We start from the raw sequence: 17,825 nt of genomic DNA, 5'->3' as shown, positions 1-17,825 counted from the left end.
GATATCGGCGCCATGGTCGGCGAAACCTTGGTGGACAGCGCGCATCTGCTCGTCGTCGATGACGACGCCCGGCTGCGCGCGCTGCTGCAACGCTTCCTGGCGGAACAGGGATTCCGCGTCACCATCGCCGCGGATGCGGCGGCCGCCCGCGCAGCGCTCGGCGCCGTCGCCTTCGATCTCGTCGTGCTGGACGTGATGATGCCGGGGGAAAGCGGGCTCGAGCTGGTCGAATCCCTGCGGCGGGAGGGCAATGACGTGCCGGTGCTGATGCTCACCGCCCGCGGCGGGCCGGATGACCGCGTCGCCGGCTTCCAGCTCGGCGCCGATGACTACCTGGCGAAGCCCTTCGATCCGCGCGAGCTCGCGCTCCGCATCCGCACCATCCTCCGCCGCGTCGCGCCGCCGGCCCATGCCCTGCCCGCCGCCCCCGTCCAGCTCGGCATGCGCTGGTTCGACGCGGAGCGCAGCGAGCTGCGCGGGCCGGAGGGCACGGTGCGGCTGACGGGCGGGGAGGCGGCACTGCTCGTCGCCCTCGCCCGCCGCGCCGGGGAGGTGCTGAGCCGCGAGGAGATCGCCGCCGCCCTCGGCACGCCGGAGGCGGGGGAGCGCGCGGTGGATGTGCAGGTGACGCGGCTGCGCCGCAAGATCGAGCCCGATCCGCGCGAGCCGCGCTTCCTGCACACCGTCCGCCATCGTGGCTATGTCCTGAGGCCGGGGCCGTGAGGTCATACCTGACGCGCCTGCGAAGGCCGGGGCCATGAAAGCGCCCGGCAGCGCCCGGAGCTGGGGCTGGACCTGGCGGAACCGTGCCGCGCCGGCGGGAGAGGCACGGGCCCCTCGCCTGCCCTCCGCCGCCACCCCGCCGCGCTGGCTGCGGGAGCTGCTGCCGCGCGGCCTGCTCGGCCGCTCCGTCCTCATCATCCTCGCCCCCATCATCCTGCTGCAGCTCGTCGCCCTGCAGCTCTTCTATGGCGGGCATCTGGACGTCATCTCCCGCCGCCTGGCCGGCGGCGTCGCCGGCGACGTGGCGATGATCGTGGAGCTGCTGCGGCGCGAGCCGCCCGAGGACCGCGTCTGGATCTTCCGCGAGGCGGCGTGGCGCCTCGACCTCTCCCTGGCCTTCGAGCCGGGCGCCCGCCTCGCCCCGGTGGAGCGCCGCGCCAGCATGCCGCTGCTGCCGCTGGAGGAGGACCTCAACCACGCGCTGATGGAGCGCGTGCAGCGCCCCTTCGACACCGATTGGCAGAGCGACCCGCGCAGCGTCATCATCCGGGTGCAGACGGAGGAGGGCGTCCTGCATGTGGAGGCGCCGCGCAAGCGGCTCTTCACCGCGACGCTCTACCTCTTCGTCATCTGGCTGGTCGGCTCCGCTTTGCTGCTCTCGGCGGTCGCGGTGGTGTTCATGAAGAACCAGGTGCGCGCCATCCACCGCCTGGCGGTGGCGGCGGAGGCCTTCGGCCTCGGCCGCGACATCGGCAGCATCAAGCCGGAGGGCGCCTCCGAGGTGCGGCAGGCGGCACTCGCCTTCAACCGCATGCAGGACCGCATCCGCCGCTTCGTCGGCCAGCGGACCGAGATGCTGGCCGGCATCAGCCACGACCTCCGCACGCCGCTGACCCGCATGCGGCTGACGCTCGCCATGCTGCCGCGCGGGTCGGAGACGGAGGAGGACCTCTCCGCCCTGACCGCGGATGTGGAGGAGATGGAGCGGATGATCGCCGCCTATCTCGCCTTCGCCCGCGGCGAGGGGACGGAGCAGGCGGCGCCGGCCGATCTGGTGGCGCTGGTGCAGGATGTGGCGGCCAAGGCAAGGCGCTCCGGCGCCGTAGTGGAGGTGGTGGCGCCCCCCGCGCTGGAGATGCCCTTGCGGGCCGATGCGGTGCGCCGTTGCCTCGGCAATTTGCTGGACAATGCCAGGCGCCATGCAGGCCGCATCCAGGTGACGGTGGAGACGGCGGCGCGTGGCGGCGCGGAGGGCGCGCTCTGGGCGCAGGTGACGGTGGATGACGACGGACCGGGCATTCCGGCCGCGGCGCGGGAGGAATCCTTCCGTCCCTTCGCCACCGGCGCGCCTGGGGGCACCGGGCTTGGCCTCGCCATCGCGCGCGATATCGTGCGGGCGCATGGCGGGGAGATCGCGCTGGAAGAAAGCCCGCTCGGCGGACTGCGCGCCAGGTTCCGGTTGCCGGTCTAGATCGCCACAACGTCGCTGCGCGACGCCGCTGGATTCCGGTGAGGCGCTGGAGTCCCCGGCGCATCGCACAGCCTGTGGCGGCAGGACGACAGGCAATGCCGGGGGTGTCAGGCGTCTCCAAGCACCGGACGCTGTTTCGCCGCCGAGCCTTGCTGTTTTTCGGAACGATACGAAACCGCCTGCGGCTCGGAATGTTAAGCCTGCGGTCCCGCCCTGCGACGGGTCGCCATCATCCCGAGGAGGTGCAGCTTCATGCGGATCGCCCTGGCTCTGAGTTCGGCGCTGCTGCTGTCGGCCTGTATCAGCAGCAGCAACCCTTCGCCGCCGCCGCAGACCGTGGTGGTGCCCCCTGGCACGACGCTCGTGCCTGCGCGCTGACGCCAGGCCTGGCCGCCGCGCCCTTCTCGCCGCCGCCCTGGCCGGCTGCGCGGCGCCGCGATCGGCCGCGCCCCCGGCGCCCGCGGGCGCGGCGCGGCTGCAATTGCTCCGCCGCGGCTGGCACAGCGATATCGGCCTGCCAGCCGAGGCCGCGCCGCCGGACGTGGCCGCGCTCTTCCCCGGCGCCGAATGGCTGCTCTTCGGCTTCGGCGACCGGGACTACGTCCTGGCCACCAGTCCCGGCCTCGGCACCGCCCTGGCGGCGCTGTTCCCCGGGCCGGGGGCGATCCTCGTCACCGGGCTGCGCGTGCCGCCCGCCAAGGCCTTCCCGGAGCGGGACTGCACCGGGCTGCGGCTGCCCCCGGGCGGGGAGGAAGGGGCGGCGGGCTTCGTCGCCGCCTCCATCGCCGGGCCGCCGATGCGGGCGGGGCCCTATCCGGGCAGCCTCTTCCTGCCCGCCCGGCAGAGCTATAGCGGCACCTATACCTGCAACACCTGGACGGCGGAGGCGCTGGCCGCGGCGCATCTGCCGGTGACGCCGGAGGGGGTGCTGTTCTCCTGGCAGATCACCGCCCTGGCGGGCGCGCTGGTCGCCAGCGGCTATGGCTGATAGCCGGCTCGGAATGTCAGGCTTTCCGAGCCGGGTATCGCGCAGGGTTGGATGGCGGCGGCGCGCCGACATCAGGCTCATGCCGGCTGCGCGCCCATCGGCCGACATCGGTCAGCCCCTCGCGCAGCCGTATGGGACCGGCCGTCCGAGGAGCCGCCGGTCTCAGAACAGGGCGGCGAAGGGCAGCACCGCCACCACCTCGCCCGGTGCCACCGCCAGCACCTCCTCCGGCAGTTCCGCGAAAGCGTCCGATTCCGTCAGGGAGCTGAGCAGCCCGGCCCCCTCGCGGGCGAATTTCACCGCCTCCGGCAGCGCCGTGCCGGGCACCAGCCGCACCCGCACATATTCCCGCCGCCCCGCCTTCTTGCGGTAGGCGAAGGCGGCGCGGGCGGCGAAGCGCGGCAGGGGCTCCGCCGCCGCGCCGGCCAGGCGCAGCACCAGCGGCCGGGCGAGGTGCAGGAAGGTGACCACCGCCGCCACGGGGTTGCCCGGCAGCCCCACCACTGGCGTCCCGCCCGAGAGGCTCCCGCCCGCGTTCCGCAGGACGCCCATCGCCGCCGGCCGCCCCGGCTTCACCGCCAGCCGCCAGAAGACCAGCTTGCCCCCCGCCTCGATGGCGGCGCGGACATGGTCCTCCTCCCCGGTGCTCACCCCGCCCGACGTGAGCAGCAGGTCGTGCCCCGCCGCCGCCGCGCGCAGCGCCGCTGCCGTCGCCGCCGCGTCATCCGGCAGGATGCCGAGATCCGTCGCCACCACCGGCAGCCGCGCCAGCAGGGCCAGCAGGGTGAAGCGGTTGCTGTCATAGGTCTGGGCGGGCCCCAGCGCCGTGCCGGGCGAGGCCAACTCATCTCCGGTGGAAAAGACGCCGACGCGCACCAGCGGCCGCACCTGCAGGCTGGCAAGGCCGAGCGCCGCCGCCAGCCCGATCTCCGGCGCCCTAAGCCGGCGGCCTTCCGGCAGGGCCAGGGCGCCAGCCGCCACGTCCTCCCCGGCCGGCCGGGCATTGGCGCCGGGCCGGAGGCCGGGCGGCACCAGCACCGCGCCCTCGGCCAGCCCGGCATCCTCCTGCATCAGCACGGTATCGGCGCCCGGCGGCATGGGCGCGCCGGTGAAGATGCGGGCGGCCGCACCTTGCGGCAGGGGCATGGCCGCATGCCCGGCCGCCACCCGCCCTCCCAGCCGCAGCCTGGTGGGTGCGCCCGGGGACAGATCCGCATGGCGGAAGGCATAGCCATCCACCGCCGAGTTGAAGAAGGGCGGCAAGGGCAGCGGGGCCAGCAGCGGCGCCGCCAGCACCCGCCCGAGCGCCTGGTGCAGCGGCAGCGCCTCGGCGCCGGGCAGTGGCGGCACCCGCTCGGCGATCAGCGCCGCGGCCTCCTCCACGCTCAGCAGCTTGCCGCCAAAGGCGAAGCAATCATCGGAAAGCTGGGCCATGCGGGTTCTATAGCCGATTGCGGCCGGCACCGAACGCCTTCCTGGGCGCGGAGCCCAGGGACTCCGCCCGGCGATGGCGCCGCCCGCCTCGGACTCCGATGGGACGCTTGCCACGCGCCGGGTCAACCGGGGAGACCGAGGCGGGGCGTGCTACCAGGCGTCGATCGGCACCGCATGCGCCAGGGCGAGGTCGGCGATCGCCTCCACATCGTCCAGATGCGCCCAGGGGAGGCCGGAGGGCGGCCGGACATCGCCGGCGACGGCGCGGATCGCCGGATCCTCCGGGTGCAGCCAGGGCTTGCCGTTGGCGGCGCGGTGCACCTCGATCTTCGGGTGGCCGGTGCGCTTGAAGCCCTCGACGATCACCAGATCGACCGGCGAGAGATGCCCGAGCAGCTCCCGCAGCTCCGGCTCCGGCGCGCCGCGCAGCTCCGTCATCAGCGCCCAGCGATGGCCGGAAGAGACCAGCACCTGCCGCGCCCCCGCCTCCCGGTGGACCCAGCTATCCTTGCCGGGCGTATCGACATCGAAGCGGTGATGCGCGTGCTTCAGGGTGGAGACGCCGATCCCCCGCCGCGCCAGGCAGGGGATCAGCTTCGCCAGCAGGGTCGTCTTGCCGGCCCCGCTCCAGCCGGCGAGGCCGATGAGCTTCACGCCGCCCGGCCCTTCAGCCGGCGCCCGCCGGCTTCGCGCCCGGCACCGGCGCGCGTGCCTTGACCCGCTCCTCCTCCAGCCAGAGCGAGTGGTGCTCCCTGGCCCAATTCTCGTCCACCTGCCCGGTCGTCATGGCGTCGATCGCGCCCTCCATTCCGATGGAGCCGATATAGATATGCGCGAGGATGGCAGCGATCATCAGCACCGTCAGCAGGCCATGCACCACATGCGCCCATTGCTGCCCGGCGATGTCGGTGACGGTGAAGGGGAAGACCAGCACATAGCCGGAGGCGGCGACCAGCCCGCCGCCCAGGATGGTGATCCAGAACATCCCCTTCTGCCCGGCATTGAAGCGCCGCGCCTGCGGATGGCCGCGGCCGATGAAGCCGCCGCCCTTCTTCACCCATTCGATGTCGAGCCGGTTCGGGATGTTGTCCCTCACCCAGAGCAGGAACATCACCACCAGCCCCAGGGTGAAGGGGAAGGCCAGGAAGTTGTGCGCGATCTTCCCGGCGGCGCTGACCGCCGTGAACGCCTCCGGCCCGATCACCGGCAGCAGCACATGCCGGCCGAAGGTGAGGTTCAGGCCGGACAGCGCCAGGACGACGAAGCAGGAGGCGACCATCCAGTGATTCGCCCGCTCCAGCAGGTTGAAGCGGAGCAGGGTGCGGCCGGACATGCCGGCCTCCGGCCGGATGCGGCCCTTGACGAGGAAGAAGCCGGCCAGGATCACCAGCATGCCAAGCACGGCGACGCCGCCCACCCAGGTGAGGATACGGTTGTGGAATTCCCGCCATTCCCGCCCGGCGGGCTGGATGAGGTTGGCCGCCGTCGCATTCGGGATGGAGATGCGGCCCGAGATGCGCTGGCCCCGCAGCGTCGCCTGCAGTTCCAGTTCGGCGGCATCGGCTTGGTCGCGGTCGCCGAGCGGCGGCGGGGCCGGGATCGGCGTGACCGGCGTGGGCGCGGCGGCGACCGGTGGCGCATCGGGCGCGCCGGTCGGCGCCTGCGGCTCGGTCGTCTGCGGCACCTGGCCGGAGCCGAGCCGGCCGCGGCCGGCGCCGACTTCCGGCACCGGCGCCTGCACCTCCGGCGCCCCGCCGGAGGGCTGGCCGGAGGTCTGCTGCGCCTGGGCGCCGCCGGCCAGGAGCGAGAGGGCGAGCGCCGCCCCGAGCAGCGCGCGGCTCATGCCGGCACCGTCTCGCGATAGGCGGTGCGCCAGCCCCAGGCGCCGGAGCCATAGCCGCGGCGCTGCACCCTTTCCTTGTAGATGCTGGCGATGATCTCGCCATCGCCGGCCAGCAGCGCCTTGGTGCTGCACATCTCGGCGCAGAGCGGCAGTTTGCCCTCGGCGATGCGGTTGGCGCCGTATTGCAGGTACTCGGCGGGGCTGTTGTCCTGCTGCGGGCCGCCGGCGCAATAGGTGCACTTGTCCATCTTGCCGCGCCCGCCGAAATTGCCGACGCGCGGATATTGCGGCGCGCCGAAGGGGCAGGCGTAGAAGCAGTAGCCGCAGCCGATGCAGAGATCCTTGTCGTGCAGCACGATGGCATCGGCCGTGGTGTAGAAGCAACTCACCGGGCAGACCGCGGCGCAGGGCGCATCCGTGCAGTGCATGCAGGCCATGGAGATGCTGCGCTCCCCCGGCTTGCCGTCATTCAGCGTGACGACGCGCCGGCGGTTGATGCCCCAGGGCACGTCATGCTCGTTCTTGCAGGCGGTGACGCAGGCGTTGCACTCAATGCAGCGGTCCGAGTCACAGAGGAATTTCATGCGCGCCATTATTCCGTCTCCCTCCGGGAGTGGCTGTGATTCACGCTCCGCGCCCTGCGGCGCTCCTCGATCACAGCCATGATCATGCGCTCCGGATCTGGCAGAGGGTGACCTTGGTTTCCTGCATGAAGGTCACCGGGTCATAGCCATAGGTGGTCACGGTGTTCACGCTCTCGCCGAGCACGATGGGATCGGTGCCCGGCGGGTAGAAGCGGCGGCGATCCTCGCCCTGGTAGAAGCCGCTGAAGTGGAAGGGCATGAAGGCGACGCCCTTGCCGACCCGCTCGGTCACCAGCGCCTTCACCTTCACCCTTGCATTGCTCTCCGGCCCCAGCACCCAGACCCAGCCGCCATCGCGCACGCCGCGCTCCGCCGCATCGGCCGGGTTCACCTCGACAAACATCTCCTGCTGCAGCTCGGCCAGCCAACGATTGGAGCGCGTCTCCTCGCCGCCGCCCTCGTACTCGACGAGCCGGCCGGAAGTGAGCACGATGGGAAAATCCTTCGCCACCGTATTGCTGCGCGCCTGCACGCTCTGGCCGAGATGCGGCATGCGGAAGCCGCGGCGATCCGGCAGCGTGGGGTATTTGGCGATGAGGTCGGTCCGCGGCGTGTAGATCGGCTCGCGGTGCACCGGCACCGGGTCCGGCAGGTTCCAGGCCACCGCCCGCGCCTTGGCATTGCCGCAGGGCGAGCAGCCATGCTCCAGCGCCACCCGGATGATGCCGCCCGAGAGGTCGGTGGACCAGGCGGCGCGGTCGATATTGGTGCCGAAATGCCGCTCGAGGCTCGTCTTCTCCTCGGCCGTCAGATCGTCGAACCAGCCGAGCCGCTTCAGCACCGCGACGGTGAATTCCGGATAGCCGTCCTCGATCTCCGAGCCCTTGGACCAGCTCCCCTCGGCCAGCAGGGTCTGGCCGTTGCGCTCCACGCCGAAGCGGGCGCGGAAAGCGCCGCCGCCGTCCTTCACATGCAGGTTGGTGTTGTAGAGGATGGCGCTGCCGGGGTGCCTGATCTCCGGCGTGCCCCAGCAGGGCCAGGGCAGGCCGTAATAGTCGTGCTCCACCGGCGTGCCCTGCCGCCCGCGCAGGGTTACCAGGTCGAATTTGTCCTGGTGCTCCATGTGCAGCTTCAGCCGTTCCGGCGACTGGCCGGTATAGCCGATGCTCCAGAGGCCACGATTCATCTCGCGCAGGATGTCCTCGGCGGAGACCGAGGGGCCCTTCGGCCCCTGCGCCACCCCGATGCGCTTGAACAGCTGATCGGCGAAGCCGAGCCGCTTCGCCAGCAGGTACATGGCGTCGTAGTCGTTCTTGCTCTCGAAGATCGGCTCGACGATCTTCGCGCCCCATTGCAGGGAGCGGTTGGAGGCGGTGCGGCTGCCCTCCATCTCGAAGCTGGTGCAGATCGGCAGCAGATAGGTGCCGTCCTTCCGCGCGGAGAGCTGGCTGAAGGTGGTGGGGTGCGGATCCGCCACCACCAGCAGCTCCAGCTTCTCCAGCCCCTTCACCGATTCCGGCATGCGGGTGACGGTGTTGCCGCCATGGCCGAACACCACCATGGCCTTCAGGCTGTGCGGCTGCTGCACATAGGCCTCGCCATCGGCGGCGGTCTTCTCCCGCTCGCCGGGCATCAGCGTGGCGTCGAACCAGCGGGTCGTCGGGATGCCCGGCGTCTCCATCAGCGCCTTGCTGGCGAAGCGGCCGAGCAACCACTCGTACTCCACCTCCCAGACCCGTGCCCAGTGCCGCCAGGCATTCTCGTCCAGCCCGTAATAGCCGGGCAGGGTGGTGACATCGAGGCCGAGATCGGTCGCGCCCTGGACGTTGGTGTGGCCGCGGAAGATGTTCGCGCCCGTGCCGGCGCTGCCGACATTGCCGGTGGCCAGCAGCAGGACGCAATAGGCCCGCACATTGGCGGTGCCGACGGTCTTCTGCGTCGCGCCCATGCACCAGATGAGGGTGGAGGGCTTCTGCGTCGCGAACATCTGCGCCACGCGCTTGAGCTGCTCGCCCGGCACGCCGGTGACGCGCTGCACCTCATCGGGCGTCCATTTCGCGACCTCGGCGCGGATCTCCTCCATGCCGTAGACGCGCTGGCGGATGAACTCCCGGTCCTCCCAGCCATTCTGGAAGATGTGCCAGAGCATGCCCCAGATCAGCGGGATGTCCGTGCCCGGCCGCAGCCGGACATACTCCGTCGCATGCGCGGCGGTGCGGGTGTAGCGCGGGTCGATGACGATGAGGTTGGCGCGGTTGATCTCCTTGCCGGAGAGGACGTGCTGCAAGGAGACCGGATGCGCCTCCGCCGGGTTGCCGCCCATGATGATCATGGTGCGGGCGTTGCGGATGTCGTTGTAGCTGTTGGTCTGGGCGCCATAGCCCCAGGTATTGGCGACGCCCGCGACGGTGGTGGAGTGGCAGATGCGGGCCTGGTGATCGACCGAATTGGTGCCCCAGAAGGCGCCGAATTTGCGGAAGAGATAGGCCGCCTCATTGGTGAATTTGGCGCTGCCCAGCCAGAACACGCTGTCCGGCCCCGCCTTCTCCCGCACCTCCAGCAGCTTGGCGCCGATCTCCTCGATCGCCTGGTCCCAGGTGATGCGCTGCCACTGCCCGCCGACCAGCTTCGTCGGGTATTTCAGCCGCCGGTCGCCGCTCACCAGCTCCCGCACCGAGGCGCCCTTGGCGCAATGCGTGCCGCGGTTGATCGGGCTGGCCCAGGAAGGCTCCTGCCCCACCCAGACGCCGTTCTGCACCTCGGCGGTGACGGTGCAGCCGACCGAGCAATGGGTGCAGACATTCTTCACCCGCTGCACCGGCTGGCTGAAATCCTGCACGCCCATCGAGCCTGCCGCCTGGGCGCGGCCGGCGCCCAGCGTGCCGAGCGCGGCGAGGCCCGCGCCGCCGAAGCCTGCCTGGCGCAGGAAGGCGCGACGGTCCAGCCCGCCGGCGGAGAGGCCCGCATAGGCCGAGGCGAGGCGCTGCCTCGCCGCCTTGCCATCCGAACGCTTGATCAGCATGGCACGCCCCTCAGTACTCGTAGCGGTTGGTGCGGTAGAAGGCCTGCACGTCCTCGGCCGTCTCGCGGTAGCGCGCGGCCACGCGCTCCGCGGCATTCTCCTTCCGCGCCTGGCCGGGCGGGACGGCATCCGCGCGCTGTGCCGCCGCCTCCCCTACCGTCGCGGCCGCCGCCGCGGTGCCGAGGCCGAGGGCACGGAGAAAGCCGCGCCGTTCCGAGCTGGTCTTGTCCATTACGGCGATTCCTTGGTGGTCATGCCGGCAGCTCCAGGGCGGCCTGCTCGATCTCGAAGGCGGTGCGGCCGAGGCGGCCGACCGCGCGGTAGAAGACCGCAGCCGCCGCCCCTTCCAGGTCGGCGCAGCAGCGTCCGGCCCAGGGGCGGAGATGGCGGTCGAAGAATTCGGGCGCGTCCTCGCGCCGGCCGAAGCGGCCCTCCAGCAGCCCGGCATAGGCCTCGCAGAGGAAGGCGAGATGGTCCTCCGGCTCCGCCACCTCCGGGCTGCGGACGATGCCGAGGCGGGCGAGGCGGGCGCGCAGCTCCGCCAGCGGGCGCTCATGCAGGAAGCCGGTGAGGTAGTAGGAGGCGTAGGGCAGCAACTCCCCGCGCCCGACGCCGATGAAGAGCGCGAAATACTCCTGCTCCACCGCCTGCGGCCGGGCGCTGGCCGCGGCCTCGGCGAGCCCCGAAAGGGCACTGCCCAGCGGCGAGGCATCCCCGCGCAGCCCGGCCAGGCCGGCGAGCAGCGCCGCATCCGGTGCGGCCGAGAGCAGCCGCCCGAGCAGGGCGAAGAGCCGCGCCCGTTCCGCCTCCAGGGCATCCGGCAGGTTCGCGTTCCGCCTGGTCACGCCTGCTCCTGCTCTCGCGACAATGCTGACAGTCGGTCCATCTAACGCCTTCATCTGACAGGGCGTGGGGCCATTCCGCAAGAGTCTAGCTTGGGGAACACCCTGAAATTGCAAGGATGACCCTTCAGGCCGGCCGCGCCCCGCCATGCCGGCGCCGCCCGGGCGGGGGAAGGGCGGCGGGCCCGGCCTCGGCCAGGGGCGGCGCGGAAGCTGCCGGGGGCGATGGCGTGGGCAAGGCGGCGGCCGCATCGCCGGACACGGCGAGGGTCGGGTCGGGCGCCGCCGCCGGCGCTGCCTCGGCCAGGGCCGCGGCGGGGTCGGGCTCCTGCGCCGGGGGCGGCGCTTCGGCCTCCGCCTCAGCCTCCTCCGGCTGGTCCTCCGCCTGGCCGATCGCCTGGGCCAGCAGCCGCTTCACATCGCCGCCGAGCTCCAGGGCGAAGCCTGGCACCCCCTCCGGCGCGTTGAAATCCCAGGCGTAATCCGCCGGGCCGACGAAATCGCGGATCAGCGGATCGAGGCTCCACATCCGCCGCAGCGCCGCCTGGCGCAGCGCCTGCGGCACCCCGGCGCGGAGGAAGGGCGTCAGGTCGCTCTCCACCGTCAGGCTCTCCAGCGGCGGCAGGCTGGCGGGATCGAAGACCGGCTCTGGCGGCGGGGCCGCGGGCGAGGCAATTGCGGGCTCGGCCGGCGCCGCGGCCTCGGGCGCCGCCGCGGCCGGGTCCGGCTCCGGCAGCTTCGCCTCCTGCCGCGCCGCGCGCTTGCGACGGGACCAGCGGGCAAGGAAGCCCTCCGCCTCGCTCACCCCTCGCTCCCCGGGCGGCGGCGGCCCATCGCCCCGGGGTCCGCCCGGTCCCGCTTCCGCTTGTGGAAGCCGCGCTCCACATGGTGCTGCGCGACGAAGCCCTCCAGCAGCGCCCGCAGGCCGGGCGGCATCGGCAGCGCTTCCAGCAGATCCTGCCCGGCATCGGCGTAGAGATGCGCCTCGCCGCTATCCACCGTCACGGCGTGCAGCGCGTAGCCCGGCGCCGCCTCCACCGGCCGCAGCACGACCCAGAGGCTCGGCACCGCGGCGCCGAGATTGTCCAGGTAGTTCGGCGTGTCGGTCGGGCAGAGCATCAAGTCCGCCCTGCCGGCGAAGAACAGGCTCCGCCCCGCCTCCTCCCGCAGCAGGGTCCAGGGCAGCAGCTCCGGCGCCTCCTCCAGCACCTCCACCGCCCGCCAGGACCATTCGGCCCATTGCGTCACGCCGGGCCGCCGCTCCACCAGCACGCCGAGCGGGAGATGCAGCGTGCCCGGGACTTCCAGCCGGCTCATGCCGCCTGCTCCGCCGCGATCAGCGGCAGGCCGGTGGCGAGGTTCTGCGGCTTCAGCCGCACGCGCTGCGCCGCATCCATGGCCAGCGCCAGATAGACCGGCCGCCCCGCCACCTCCGGCAGGACGCGCGAGCTCTCCCGGAATTCCAGCACGCCGAGCCAGAGCAGGCGGGCGAGGCGTGCCTGCGCCACAGCCTCCCCGCGCCAGAGCGCATTGGCGATGGCGGTCGCCTCCGCATCCAGCCCGACATGCCAGCGCCAGTGCGCATCCTCGATGACCGGAACCGGGCGGATCGTCACCTCCTCTCCGATCGCATGGCGGATGAAGCGTTCCAGGGCGCGGGCCAGGCCGGCCTGCCCCGGCCGCCCCTCGGCGATGTCGAGGGCGAGGTCATGCGCGTCGGACCGCGCGGCGTAGGATGGTGCCAGCGCCTCGGAGAGCACCTCCAGCTCCACCTCGCGCGGCGGGGCGCCGGCCTCGGTCAGCAGCCGGCCGATGGCGCCGAGATCCCCATCCGCGGCGCGGGCCTCCAGCACCTCCTCATCCGCCAGCAGGGTCGCGCCGTGATGGATGGCGGCGCGCTGCGGGCGGAACAGGCATTCGGCGGCGCGAAGCGTGAAGGCATCCGCCTCCCCCTCCATGGCGGCGCGCGCCACCAGATGCGTCAGCATCTGCAGGAAGAGCGGCGGAATGCCGCGGACATCGCCGCGGTAGAGGGAGAGCCAAGCCGCCTCCAGCGTCGGCGCCGCCTGCACCCGGTCGCGGAAGGCCAGGTAGAGCGCCCAGTTCTCCCGCGCATCCGCGTCCGCCAGCGCCGCCACCTCCGCGGGCGCCACCGGGCGCAGCGGTGCTGCCAGCAACCCGGCATGCAGGGCGAGCTCGGCCTCGCAGGCCTCCTCCGGCGGCACCAGCTCCGGCCGGGCCAGGAAGGCGCGCCAGAGATCGGGGGTCGGCACCAGCCGCCCCGCCGCGTCGCGGTCGCAGAGAAGGTGGCCGGAGGCGGTCCAGAAATCGCTCATAGGCGGGTCAGGTCCGGGCGTTCGGCGGGTTCATCCTCCACCTCCTCCACCACCGCAAACACCGGCAGGGCGGCGGGCTCGCGCAGTGGCTCGGCGCGGCGGTGCAGGGTGCGGAATTGCTCGCGCACCGCGCCCGCCTCGATGCGGCGGGCCAGCGCCAGCACCGTGCCGGGCGGATGGTCGCAGAGCGAGGCGGCGAAGGCGATCTCCTCCTCGGCCGCGGCCCGGGCGGCGGCCGCGTCCGGCGCGCCATGGGCGGCGAGGATATGCGCGGCGAGCGCCGCCACCGCCGCCTTGTGCTCGGCGGGGCTCGCCTCCGCCACCTCCACCAGGCTGGACCAGCCGAGGCTGGAGAGGCCGAGGAAGCCCGCGCGGAAGGCCTGGCGCCGCTTGCCGGTGAGGGTGGCGGGGTCGCTGTCCCAGAATTCGAAGCCGCCCGGCACGGCCCATTCGCCGGGCTCGGCCGCGCGCTCGAAGACCAGGCGGTCGGAGGGGTCGAGGCGGATGGTGCGGGGCAGGCGGATCATGGGTGGCAGCCGCGATGCGCACGGGTGCCCCGCCCCCGGACCGGGCGGCCGAGGCCGCGGCGCGGCAGCCCGGGCTGGGGCCCAGCGGCCGGTCCGGCTCCTGTCGGGGTTGGCGGCATGGCCATGAGGGGCAACGACTCCGGCTTCTGGAACGGCCTCCGACCTGACGGATCACGGGGTAATCCATCAGGCCGGAGATACGCCGCTCCAGATCTCATGTCTTCTAGAGCCATATCCGATCAGGCGATTCCACTGATCGGATATGGCTCCAGCTCTGTTTCCCTGGCCGCTCCGGCCTGCCGGCGCTCCGCGCCAGGCTGCGGGCCTGGGGAAATCCCCGGCCGCCAGACCCGTGCCGCCCACCTCACCATGGCAAATCCCACCGCTCCCGCATGCCATCCCGCTCCACCACCAGCGCCCCCGTGCCGGGCTCGATCCCGCGCCGCCCCGCCGCCGGCGCCTCCGCCAGCCGGGCGAGCAGGGTCTCGATCAGCCGTTGCGGCCCGCGCGCCTGCCATTCCTCCAGCCCCGCCATCAGGTGCCGGGCCCAGGCGGCGGTCAGCGCCGCGGCGTCCAGCTCCACCGGGAAGCCTTCCTCGAACAGGCTGGTCTGGTCCGGCGTCTCGCCCGGGGCATGGCCCTCCGGAAAGGCCAGGCGCAGCTCCATGCCCACCACCAGCCAGTCCGGCACCGCCTCCGTCGCCGCACCGGGCGGGGCGGCGAGGCGGACGCAGCCGCATTCCCCGCCCTCCACCAGCAGCCGGCCGGGCCAGCGCAGCGCCACCGCCCGCTCCGGCGGGCCGAGCGCCGCCACCGCATCGGCCAGCGCATTGGCCGCGGCATGGAAGGCAAGCCGCGCCTGGGCCAGCGGCAACTCCGGCTCCAGCACCACCGCCGCCTCGGCGCGGGCATAGGCGGAGACCCAGGTAAGGCACCCCGCCCCTTCCCGCGGCGCCAGCGCCACCGCCCGCGCAAGGGCATCCGCCCCTTCCCGCAGGACGACGGGCCGGAAGACGCTGGGCAGAGGCGGCAGGCCGGGGCGAATGCTGTCTTCCCTCGCAGAAGCGTGCGCCGGCGCATATATGGCCAGCCAAGCGCCCGGACCAGGGCCCGGTGTCTGCCCTGCCCTTCCAGGCCAGCGCCGCGAACGGACCGGCCCGGCCGGCCGCCATAGATGACCAGGACGGCCAGGGGCCCGGGACCGCGAGATGACCGACCGCATCGCCTTCGTCTGCAGTTGCGAGGACAGCATGCCGCTCGATGGCCGCACCCTCGCCCGTGGCTGCGCCGCGCGCGGGGCGGAGCTGCGGATCGCCGAGCAGCTCTGCCGCAGCCAGCTCGACCGCTTCCTCGCCGCGCTCGGGGAAGGCCGCCCGGTGACGGTGGGCTGCACCCAGGAAGCGCCGCTCTTCGCGCAGGAGGCGGAGGCGGCGGGCAGCGCCGCGCCCCTTACCTTCGTCAATCTGCGGGAGCAGGCCGGCTGGTCCGCCGAGGCGGCGCAGACCGGGCCGAAGATGGCGGCGCTGCTCGCCGCCGCCGCGGTGCCGCTGCCGGCCACGCCGCTGGTGCCGCTGAAGAGCGAGGGGGTGGCGCTGGTGCTGGGGCGTGACGCGGTGGCCATCGAGGCCGCGCGGCGCCTGGCGGATACGCTGGACCTGACGGTGCTGCTGACCGGGGCCGAGCCGGTGACGCCGCCGCGCAGCGCCGAATTCCCCGTCCTGCGCGGCCGAGCCCGCGGCGCCACGGGCTGGCTCGGCACCTTCGAGGTGCTGGTGGATGGCTATGCCGCCCCCTCCCCCGCCTCCCGCGATCGCTATGTCTGGGGCGCCGGCAAGGACGGGGCAAGGAGCCGCTGCGACCTGATCCTCGACCTCACCGGCGGGCCGCCGCTGCTGCCGGCGACCCGCATCGGCTATCTGCGCGCCGCGCCGGAGGATGCGGCCGCGGTGGAGAGGCTCATCGCCGAGGCCCGCACCCTGGTCGGCGAGTTCGACAAGCCGCGCTTTGTGCAATTCGAGGCCGGGCTCTGCGCCCATAGCCGCAACCGCCGCACCGGCTGCACCCGCTGCCTCGATCTCTGCCCGACCGGCGCGATCACCCCCGGGGTGGCGCCGCCCGGCGCCCGCGGGGCGGAGCATGTGGCGCTCAGCGCCGAGATCTGCGCCGGTTGCGGCGCCTGCGCAGCGGTCTGCCCGACCGGGGCCATCACCTATGCGCTGCCGCCGCCCGCCACGCTGCTGGCCCAGGCCCGCGCCCTGCTGCTGGGCTTCGCCGAGGCGGGCGGGCGCGACCCGGTGCTGCTGCTGCATGGCGGCGAGCAGGGGGAGGCGCTGATCGACGCCCTCGCCCGGCATGGCGAGGGGCTGCCGGCGCGGGTGCTGCCGCTGCGGCTGAACGAGCCGACGCAGCTGGATCTCGCCCTGCTCGCCGCCGCCTTCGCCTGGGGCGCGGCTTCGGTGCGGGTGCTGCTGCCCGGCCACCGGCCGCATGGCGCGGAGGGGCTGTTCCGCAACCTGGATTACCTGGGCGCCGCGCTGACCGGCCTTGGGCTGGAGGCCGCGCCGCCCCGTGCCGCGGCGATCGAGACCGACGACCCCTTCACCCTGGCGGAGGCGCTTTCGCCCGCCCTCGCGCTGCGCACCCCCCGCCCGGCCGCCAGCTTCCTCGCCCTGGGCGCGCCGCGGGAGGTGCTGCGCCAGGCGCTGGCGGCGCTGCATGGCGGCGCGGGACCGGCGGTGGTGCAGCTGCCGGAGCAGGCACCCTTCGGCCTGGCGCTTGTGGCGGCGGAGGGCTGCACCCTCTGCCTCGCCTGCACCATGGTCTGCCCGACCCAGGCCTTCACCGCCAACCCGGACCGGCCGGAGCTGAGCTTCCTCGAGACCGCCTGCGTGCAATGCGGGCTCTGCGCGGCGACCTGCCCGGAGAAGGTCATCACCCTGGAGCCGCGGCTGAACTTCGCCGAGGCAGCCGCAAGGCCGGTGGTGGTGAAGGCGGAGGCGCCGGCGCTCTGCACCCGCTGCGCCAGGCCCTTTGGCACCGCCAGCAGCCTGGCCCGGGTGAAGGCGAAGCTGCAGGCGAGCGGGCATTGGATGTTCCAGGACCTGGCCCGGCTGGCGGTGCTGGAGATGTGCGAGGATTGCCGCGCCATCGTGGCGGCGGAGGCCGCGCTGGACCCCTATGCCGGCCCGGCGCGGCCGGTGACGCGCACGACCGAGGACTGGCTGCGGGAGAGGGATCAGGAGGCATGACGCGCGAGGAGGCTCTGGCCCTTTACGACCCGATCCGCGCCGGCATCCAGCGCATCCTGCGCCTGGCCCCGCAGGCCTGCAGCAAGGCGGATCTCAGCCGGGCGGTGAAGCAGATCCTGTCCGGCGCCGAGGCGGTGCCGGATGACGACCAGGTGCTCGCCATGTTGATGGACATCGCGCTGTTCGAGCCGAACCAGCGCGGCCGGCGCGCCTATGACGGCTTCCTGGCCAAGGGCGCCGCGGCGCTGCCGCCGCCGGACCGGGCATTGGCCGAGGCGATGGCAGGGGCGCGCTTCTCCCTGTTCCGCGCCGCCGGGCGGCACGAGACGGCGGGGCTCTGGGTGGAGGACCTGCTGGCCGCCGATGCGCGGCTGTGGCTGCTGGACAAGAGCCTGGAAGCCTCGGCACCGGAGGGGCTGGCCTTCGGCCTGCGGCTGTTCGATGCCGGCCCCTTCCATGCCGGGTTCGGCATCATCGTGCCGGTGGACGAGGAGACCCTGGCCTTCGCCCGGGAGGCGGCAGCGCGGGGCGGCAGGCTGCCCTTCCGCCACTCCCTCGCCGCGACCCTCTATGGCGATGTGCTGCGGGAGCGTTTCCCCTCGCCGGCGGATGAGGCGCTGATGGAGATGCTCGGGAGCCTTCTCGAGGGCTCCGCCAAAGGAGAAGGGCGGGAGCCGGCCGGAGGCGGGACGCGCCAGCCCCCTGCCCCGTCCGCGTCGCGGCGGCGCCGCAAGTAGGCGGCTGCCTGGCGGGTTGCGCAGCGCAGCTTTCGCAGCGGCAATATTCCTCTCCGGAGAGCTGTCCACG

At 73.1% G+C, this 17,825-nt stretch carries 18 protein-coding genes; 6 read left to right on the top strand and 12 right to left on the bottom strand.

What is annotated here, in order from left to right; translation table 11 throughout:
* Nucleotides 1–12 precede the first annotated feature (12 nt).
* From NJ376_RS13875 to NJ376_RS13865, 4 genes are all read left to right on the top strand, one after another.
* Nucleotides 13–723, top strand: coding sequence for a response regulator (locus NJ376_RS13875; protein ID WP_252953868.1), 711 nt, complete (start codon nucleotides 13–15; stop codon nucleotides 721–723).
* A 34-nt stretch (nucleotides 724–757) separates the two neighbouring features.
* A complete protein-coding gene (locus tag NJ376_RS13870) occupies nucleotides 758–2,194 on the top strand; it encodes an ATP-binding protein (RefSeq protein ID WP_252953867.1) in 1,437 nt (478 codons plus the stop codon).
* Between the two features lie 252 nt (nucleotides 2,195–2,446).
* Nucleotides 2,447–2,572 (top strand): hypothetical protein, encoded by a 126-nt coding sequence (locus NJ376_RS28735; protein WP_256476337.1) that lies wholly within the window; start codon nucleotides 2,447–2,449, stop codon nucleotides 2,570–2,572.
* 103 nt (nucleotides 2,573–2,675) lie between these two features.
* Nucleotides 2,676–3,182 (top strand): DUF2459 domain-containing protein, encoded by a 507-nt coding sequence (locus NJ376_RS13865; protein ID WP_252953866.1) that lies wholly within the window; start codon nucleotides 2,676–2,678, stop codon nucleotides 3,180–3,182.
* A 162-nt stretch (nucleotides 3,183–3,344) separates the two neighbouring features.
* Here NJ376_RS13865 and NJ376_RS13860 read toward each other — a convergent pair whose 3' ends face one another.
* The 12 genes from NJ376_RS13860 to NJ376_RS13805 form a co-directional block, all read right to left on the bottom strand.
* On the bottom strand, nucleotides 3,345–4,616 hold the full coding sequence (locus tag NJ376_RS13860; protein WP_252953865.1) for a molybdopterin molybdotransferase MoeA: 1,272 nt from the start codon (nucleotides 4,614–4,616) through the stop codon (nucleotides 3,345–3,347).
* Nucleotides 4,617–4,766: 150 nt separating this feature from the next.
* Nucleotides 4,767–5,270 carry a molybdopterin-guanine dinucleotide biosynthesis protein B gene (gene mobB / locus NJ376_RS13855; RefSeq protein ID WP_252953864.1) on the bottom strand — a complete coding sequence of 168 codons (504 nt, stop codon included), beginning with the start codon at nucleotides 5,268–5,270 and terminating at the stop codon, nucleotides 4,767–4,769.
* A gap of 13 nt (nucleotides 5,271–5,283) precedes the next feature.
* Nucleotides 5,284–6,459 carry a formate dehydrogenase subunit gamma gene (locus NJ376_RS13850; RefSeq protein WP_252953863.1) on the bottom strand — a complete coding sequence of 392 codons (1,176 nt, stop codon included), beginning with the start codon at nucleotides 6,457–6,459 and terminating at the stop codon, nucleotides 5,284–5,286.
* Nucleotides 6,456–7,052, bottom strand: a complete 597-nt coding sequence (gene fdh3B / locus NJ376_RS13845; RefSeq protein WP_252953862.1) for a formate dehydrogenase FDH3 subunit beta — start codon at nucleotides 7,050–7,052, stop codon at nucleotides 6,456–6,458. Before fdh3B ends, NJ376_RS13850 begins: the two co-directional genes overlap by 4 nt.
* 73 nt (nucleotides 7,053–7,125) lie before the next feature.
* Entirely contained in the window at nucleotides 7,126–10,065 is a 2,940-nt protein-coding gene (locus NJ376_RS13840) for a formate dehydrogenase subunit alpha (RefSeq protein WP_252953861.1), read from the bottom strand.
* Between the two features lie 10 nt (nucleotides 10,066–10,075).
* Complete coding sequence (locus tag NJ376_RS13835) at nucleotides 10,076–10,297, bottom strand: twin-arginine translocation signal domain-containing protein (RefSeq protein ID WP_252953860.1); 222 nt, start codon at nucleotides 10,295–10,297, stop codon at nucleotides 10,076–10,078.
* A gap of 19 nt (nucleotides 10,298–10,316) precedes the next feature.
* A complete protein-coding gene (locus NJ376_RS13830; RefSeq protein ID WP_252953859.1) occupies nucleotides 10,317–10,910 on the bottom strand; it encodes a TorD/DmsD family molecular chaperone in 594 nt (197 codons plus the stop codon).
* Between the two features lie 124 nt (nucleotides 10,911–11,034).
* A complete protein-coding gene (locus NJ376_RS13825) occupies nucleotides 11,035–11,712 on the bottom strand; it encodes a DUF3306 domain-containing protein (RefSeq protein WP_252953858.1) in 678 nt (225 codons plus the stop codon).
* Nucleotides 11,709–12,224, bottom strand: a complete 516-nt coding sequence (locus tag NJ376_RS13820) for a DUF3305 domain-containing protein (RefSeq protein WP_252953857.1) — start codon at nucleotides 12,222–12,224, stop codon at nucleotides 11,709–11,711. The genes NJ376_RS13825 and NJ376_RS13820 overlap by 4 nt, the downstream gene beginning before the upstream one ends.
* Complete coding sequence (locus tag NJ376_RS13815) at nucleotides 12,221–13,243, bottom strand: DUF6352 family protein (protein WP_252953856.1); 1,023 nt, start codon at nucleotides 13,241–13,243, stop codon at nucleotides 12,221–12,223. Before NJ376_RS13815 ends, NJ376_RS13820 begins: the two co-directional genes overlap by 4 nt.
* A complete protein-coding gene (locus tag NJ376_RS13810; protein WP_252953855.1) occupies nucleotides 13,240–13,770 on the bottom strand; it encodes a DUF6505 family protein in 531 nt (176 codons plus the stop codon). The genes NJ376_RS13815 and NJ376_RS13810 overlap by 4 nt, the downstream gene beginning before the upstream one ends.
* 364 nt (nucleotides 13,771–14,134) lie before the next feature.
* Entirely contained in the window at nucleotides 14,135–14,794 is a 660-nt protein-coding gene (locus tag NJ376_RS13805; protein WP_256476342.1) for a biotin/lipoate--protein ligase family protein, read from the bottom strand.
* Between the two features lie 184 nt (nucleotides 14,795–14,978).
* Between NJ376_RS13805 and NJ376_RS13800 the strand changes: the two genes are divergently transcribed.
* Together NJ376_RS13800 and NJ376_RS13795 are read left to right on the top strand one after the other, a co-directional pair.
* The gene (locus tag NJ376_RS13800; RefSeq protein ID WP_252953853.1) at nucleotides 14,979–17,018 is read left to right on the top strand and encodes a 4Fe-4S dicluster domain-containing protein; all 2,040 of its coding nucleotides are present in this window, start codon (nucleotides 14,979–14,981) and stop codon (nucleotides 17,016–17,018) included.
* The gene (locus tag NJ376_RS13795; RefSeq protein ID WP_252953852.1) at nucleotides 17,015–17,755 is read left to right on the top strand and encodes a hypothetical protein; all 741 of its coding nucleotides are present in this window, start codon (nucleotides 17,015–17,017) and stop codon (nucleotides 17,753–17,755) included. Before NJ376_RS13800 ends, NJ376_RS13795 begins: the two co-directional genes overlap by 4 nt.
* Nucleotides 17,756–17,825 lie beyond the last annotated feature (70 nt).

The sequence above is a fragment of the Siccirubricoccus soli genome (genome assembly GCF_024178315.1).
Classification (GTDB): domain Bacteria; phylum Pseudomonadota; class Alphaproteobacteria; order Acetobacterales; family Acetobacteraceae; genus Siccirubricoccus; species Siccirubricoccus soli.
This window is presented reverse-complemented; position numbering and strand designations above follow the sequence as displayed.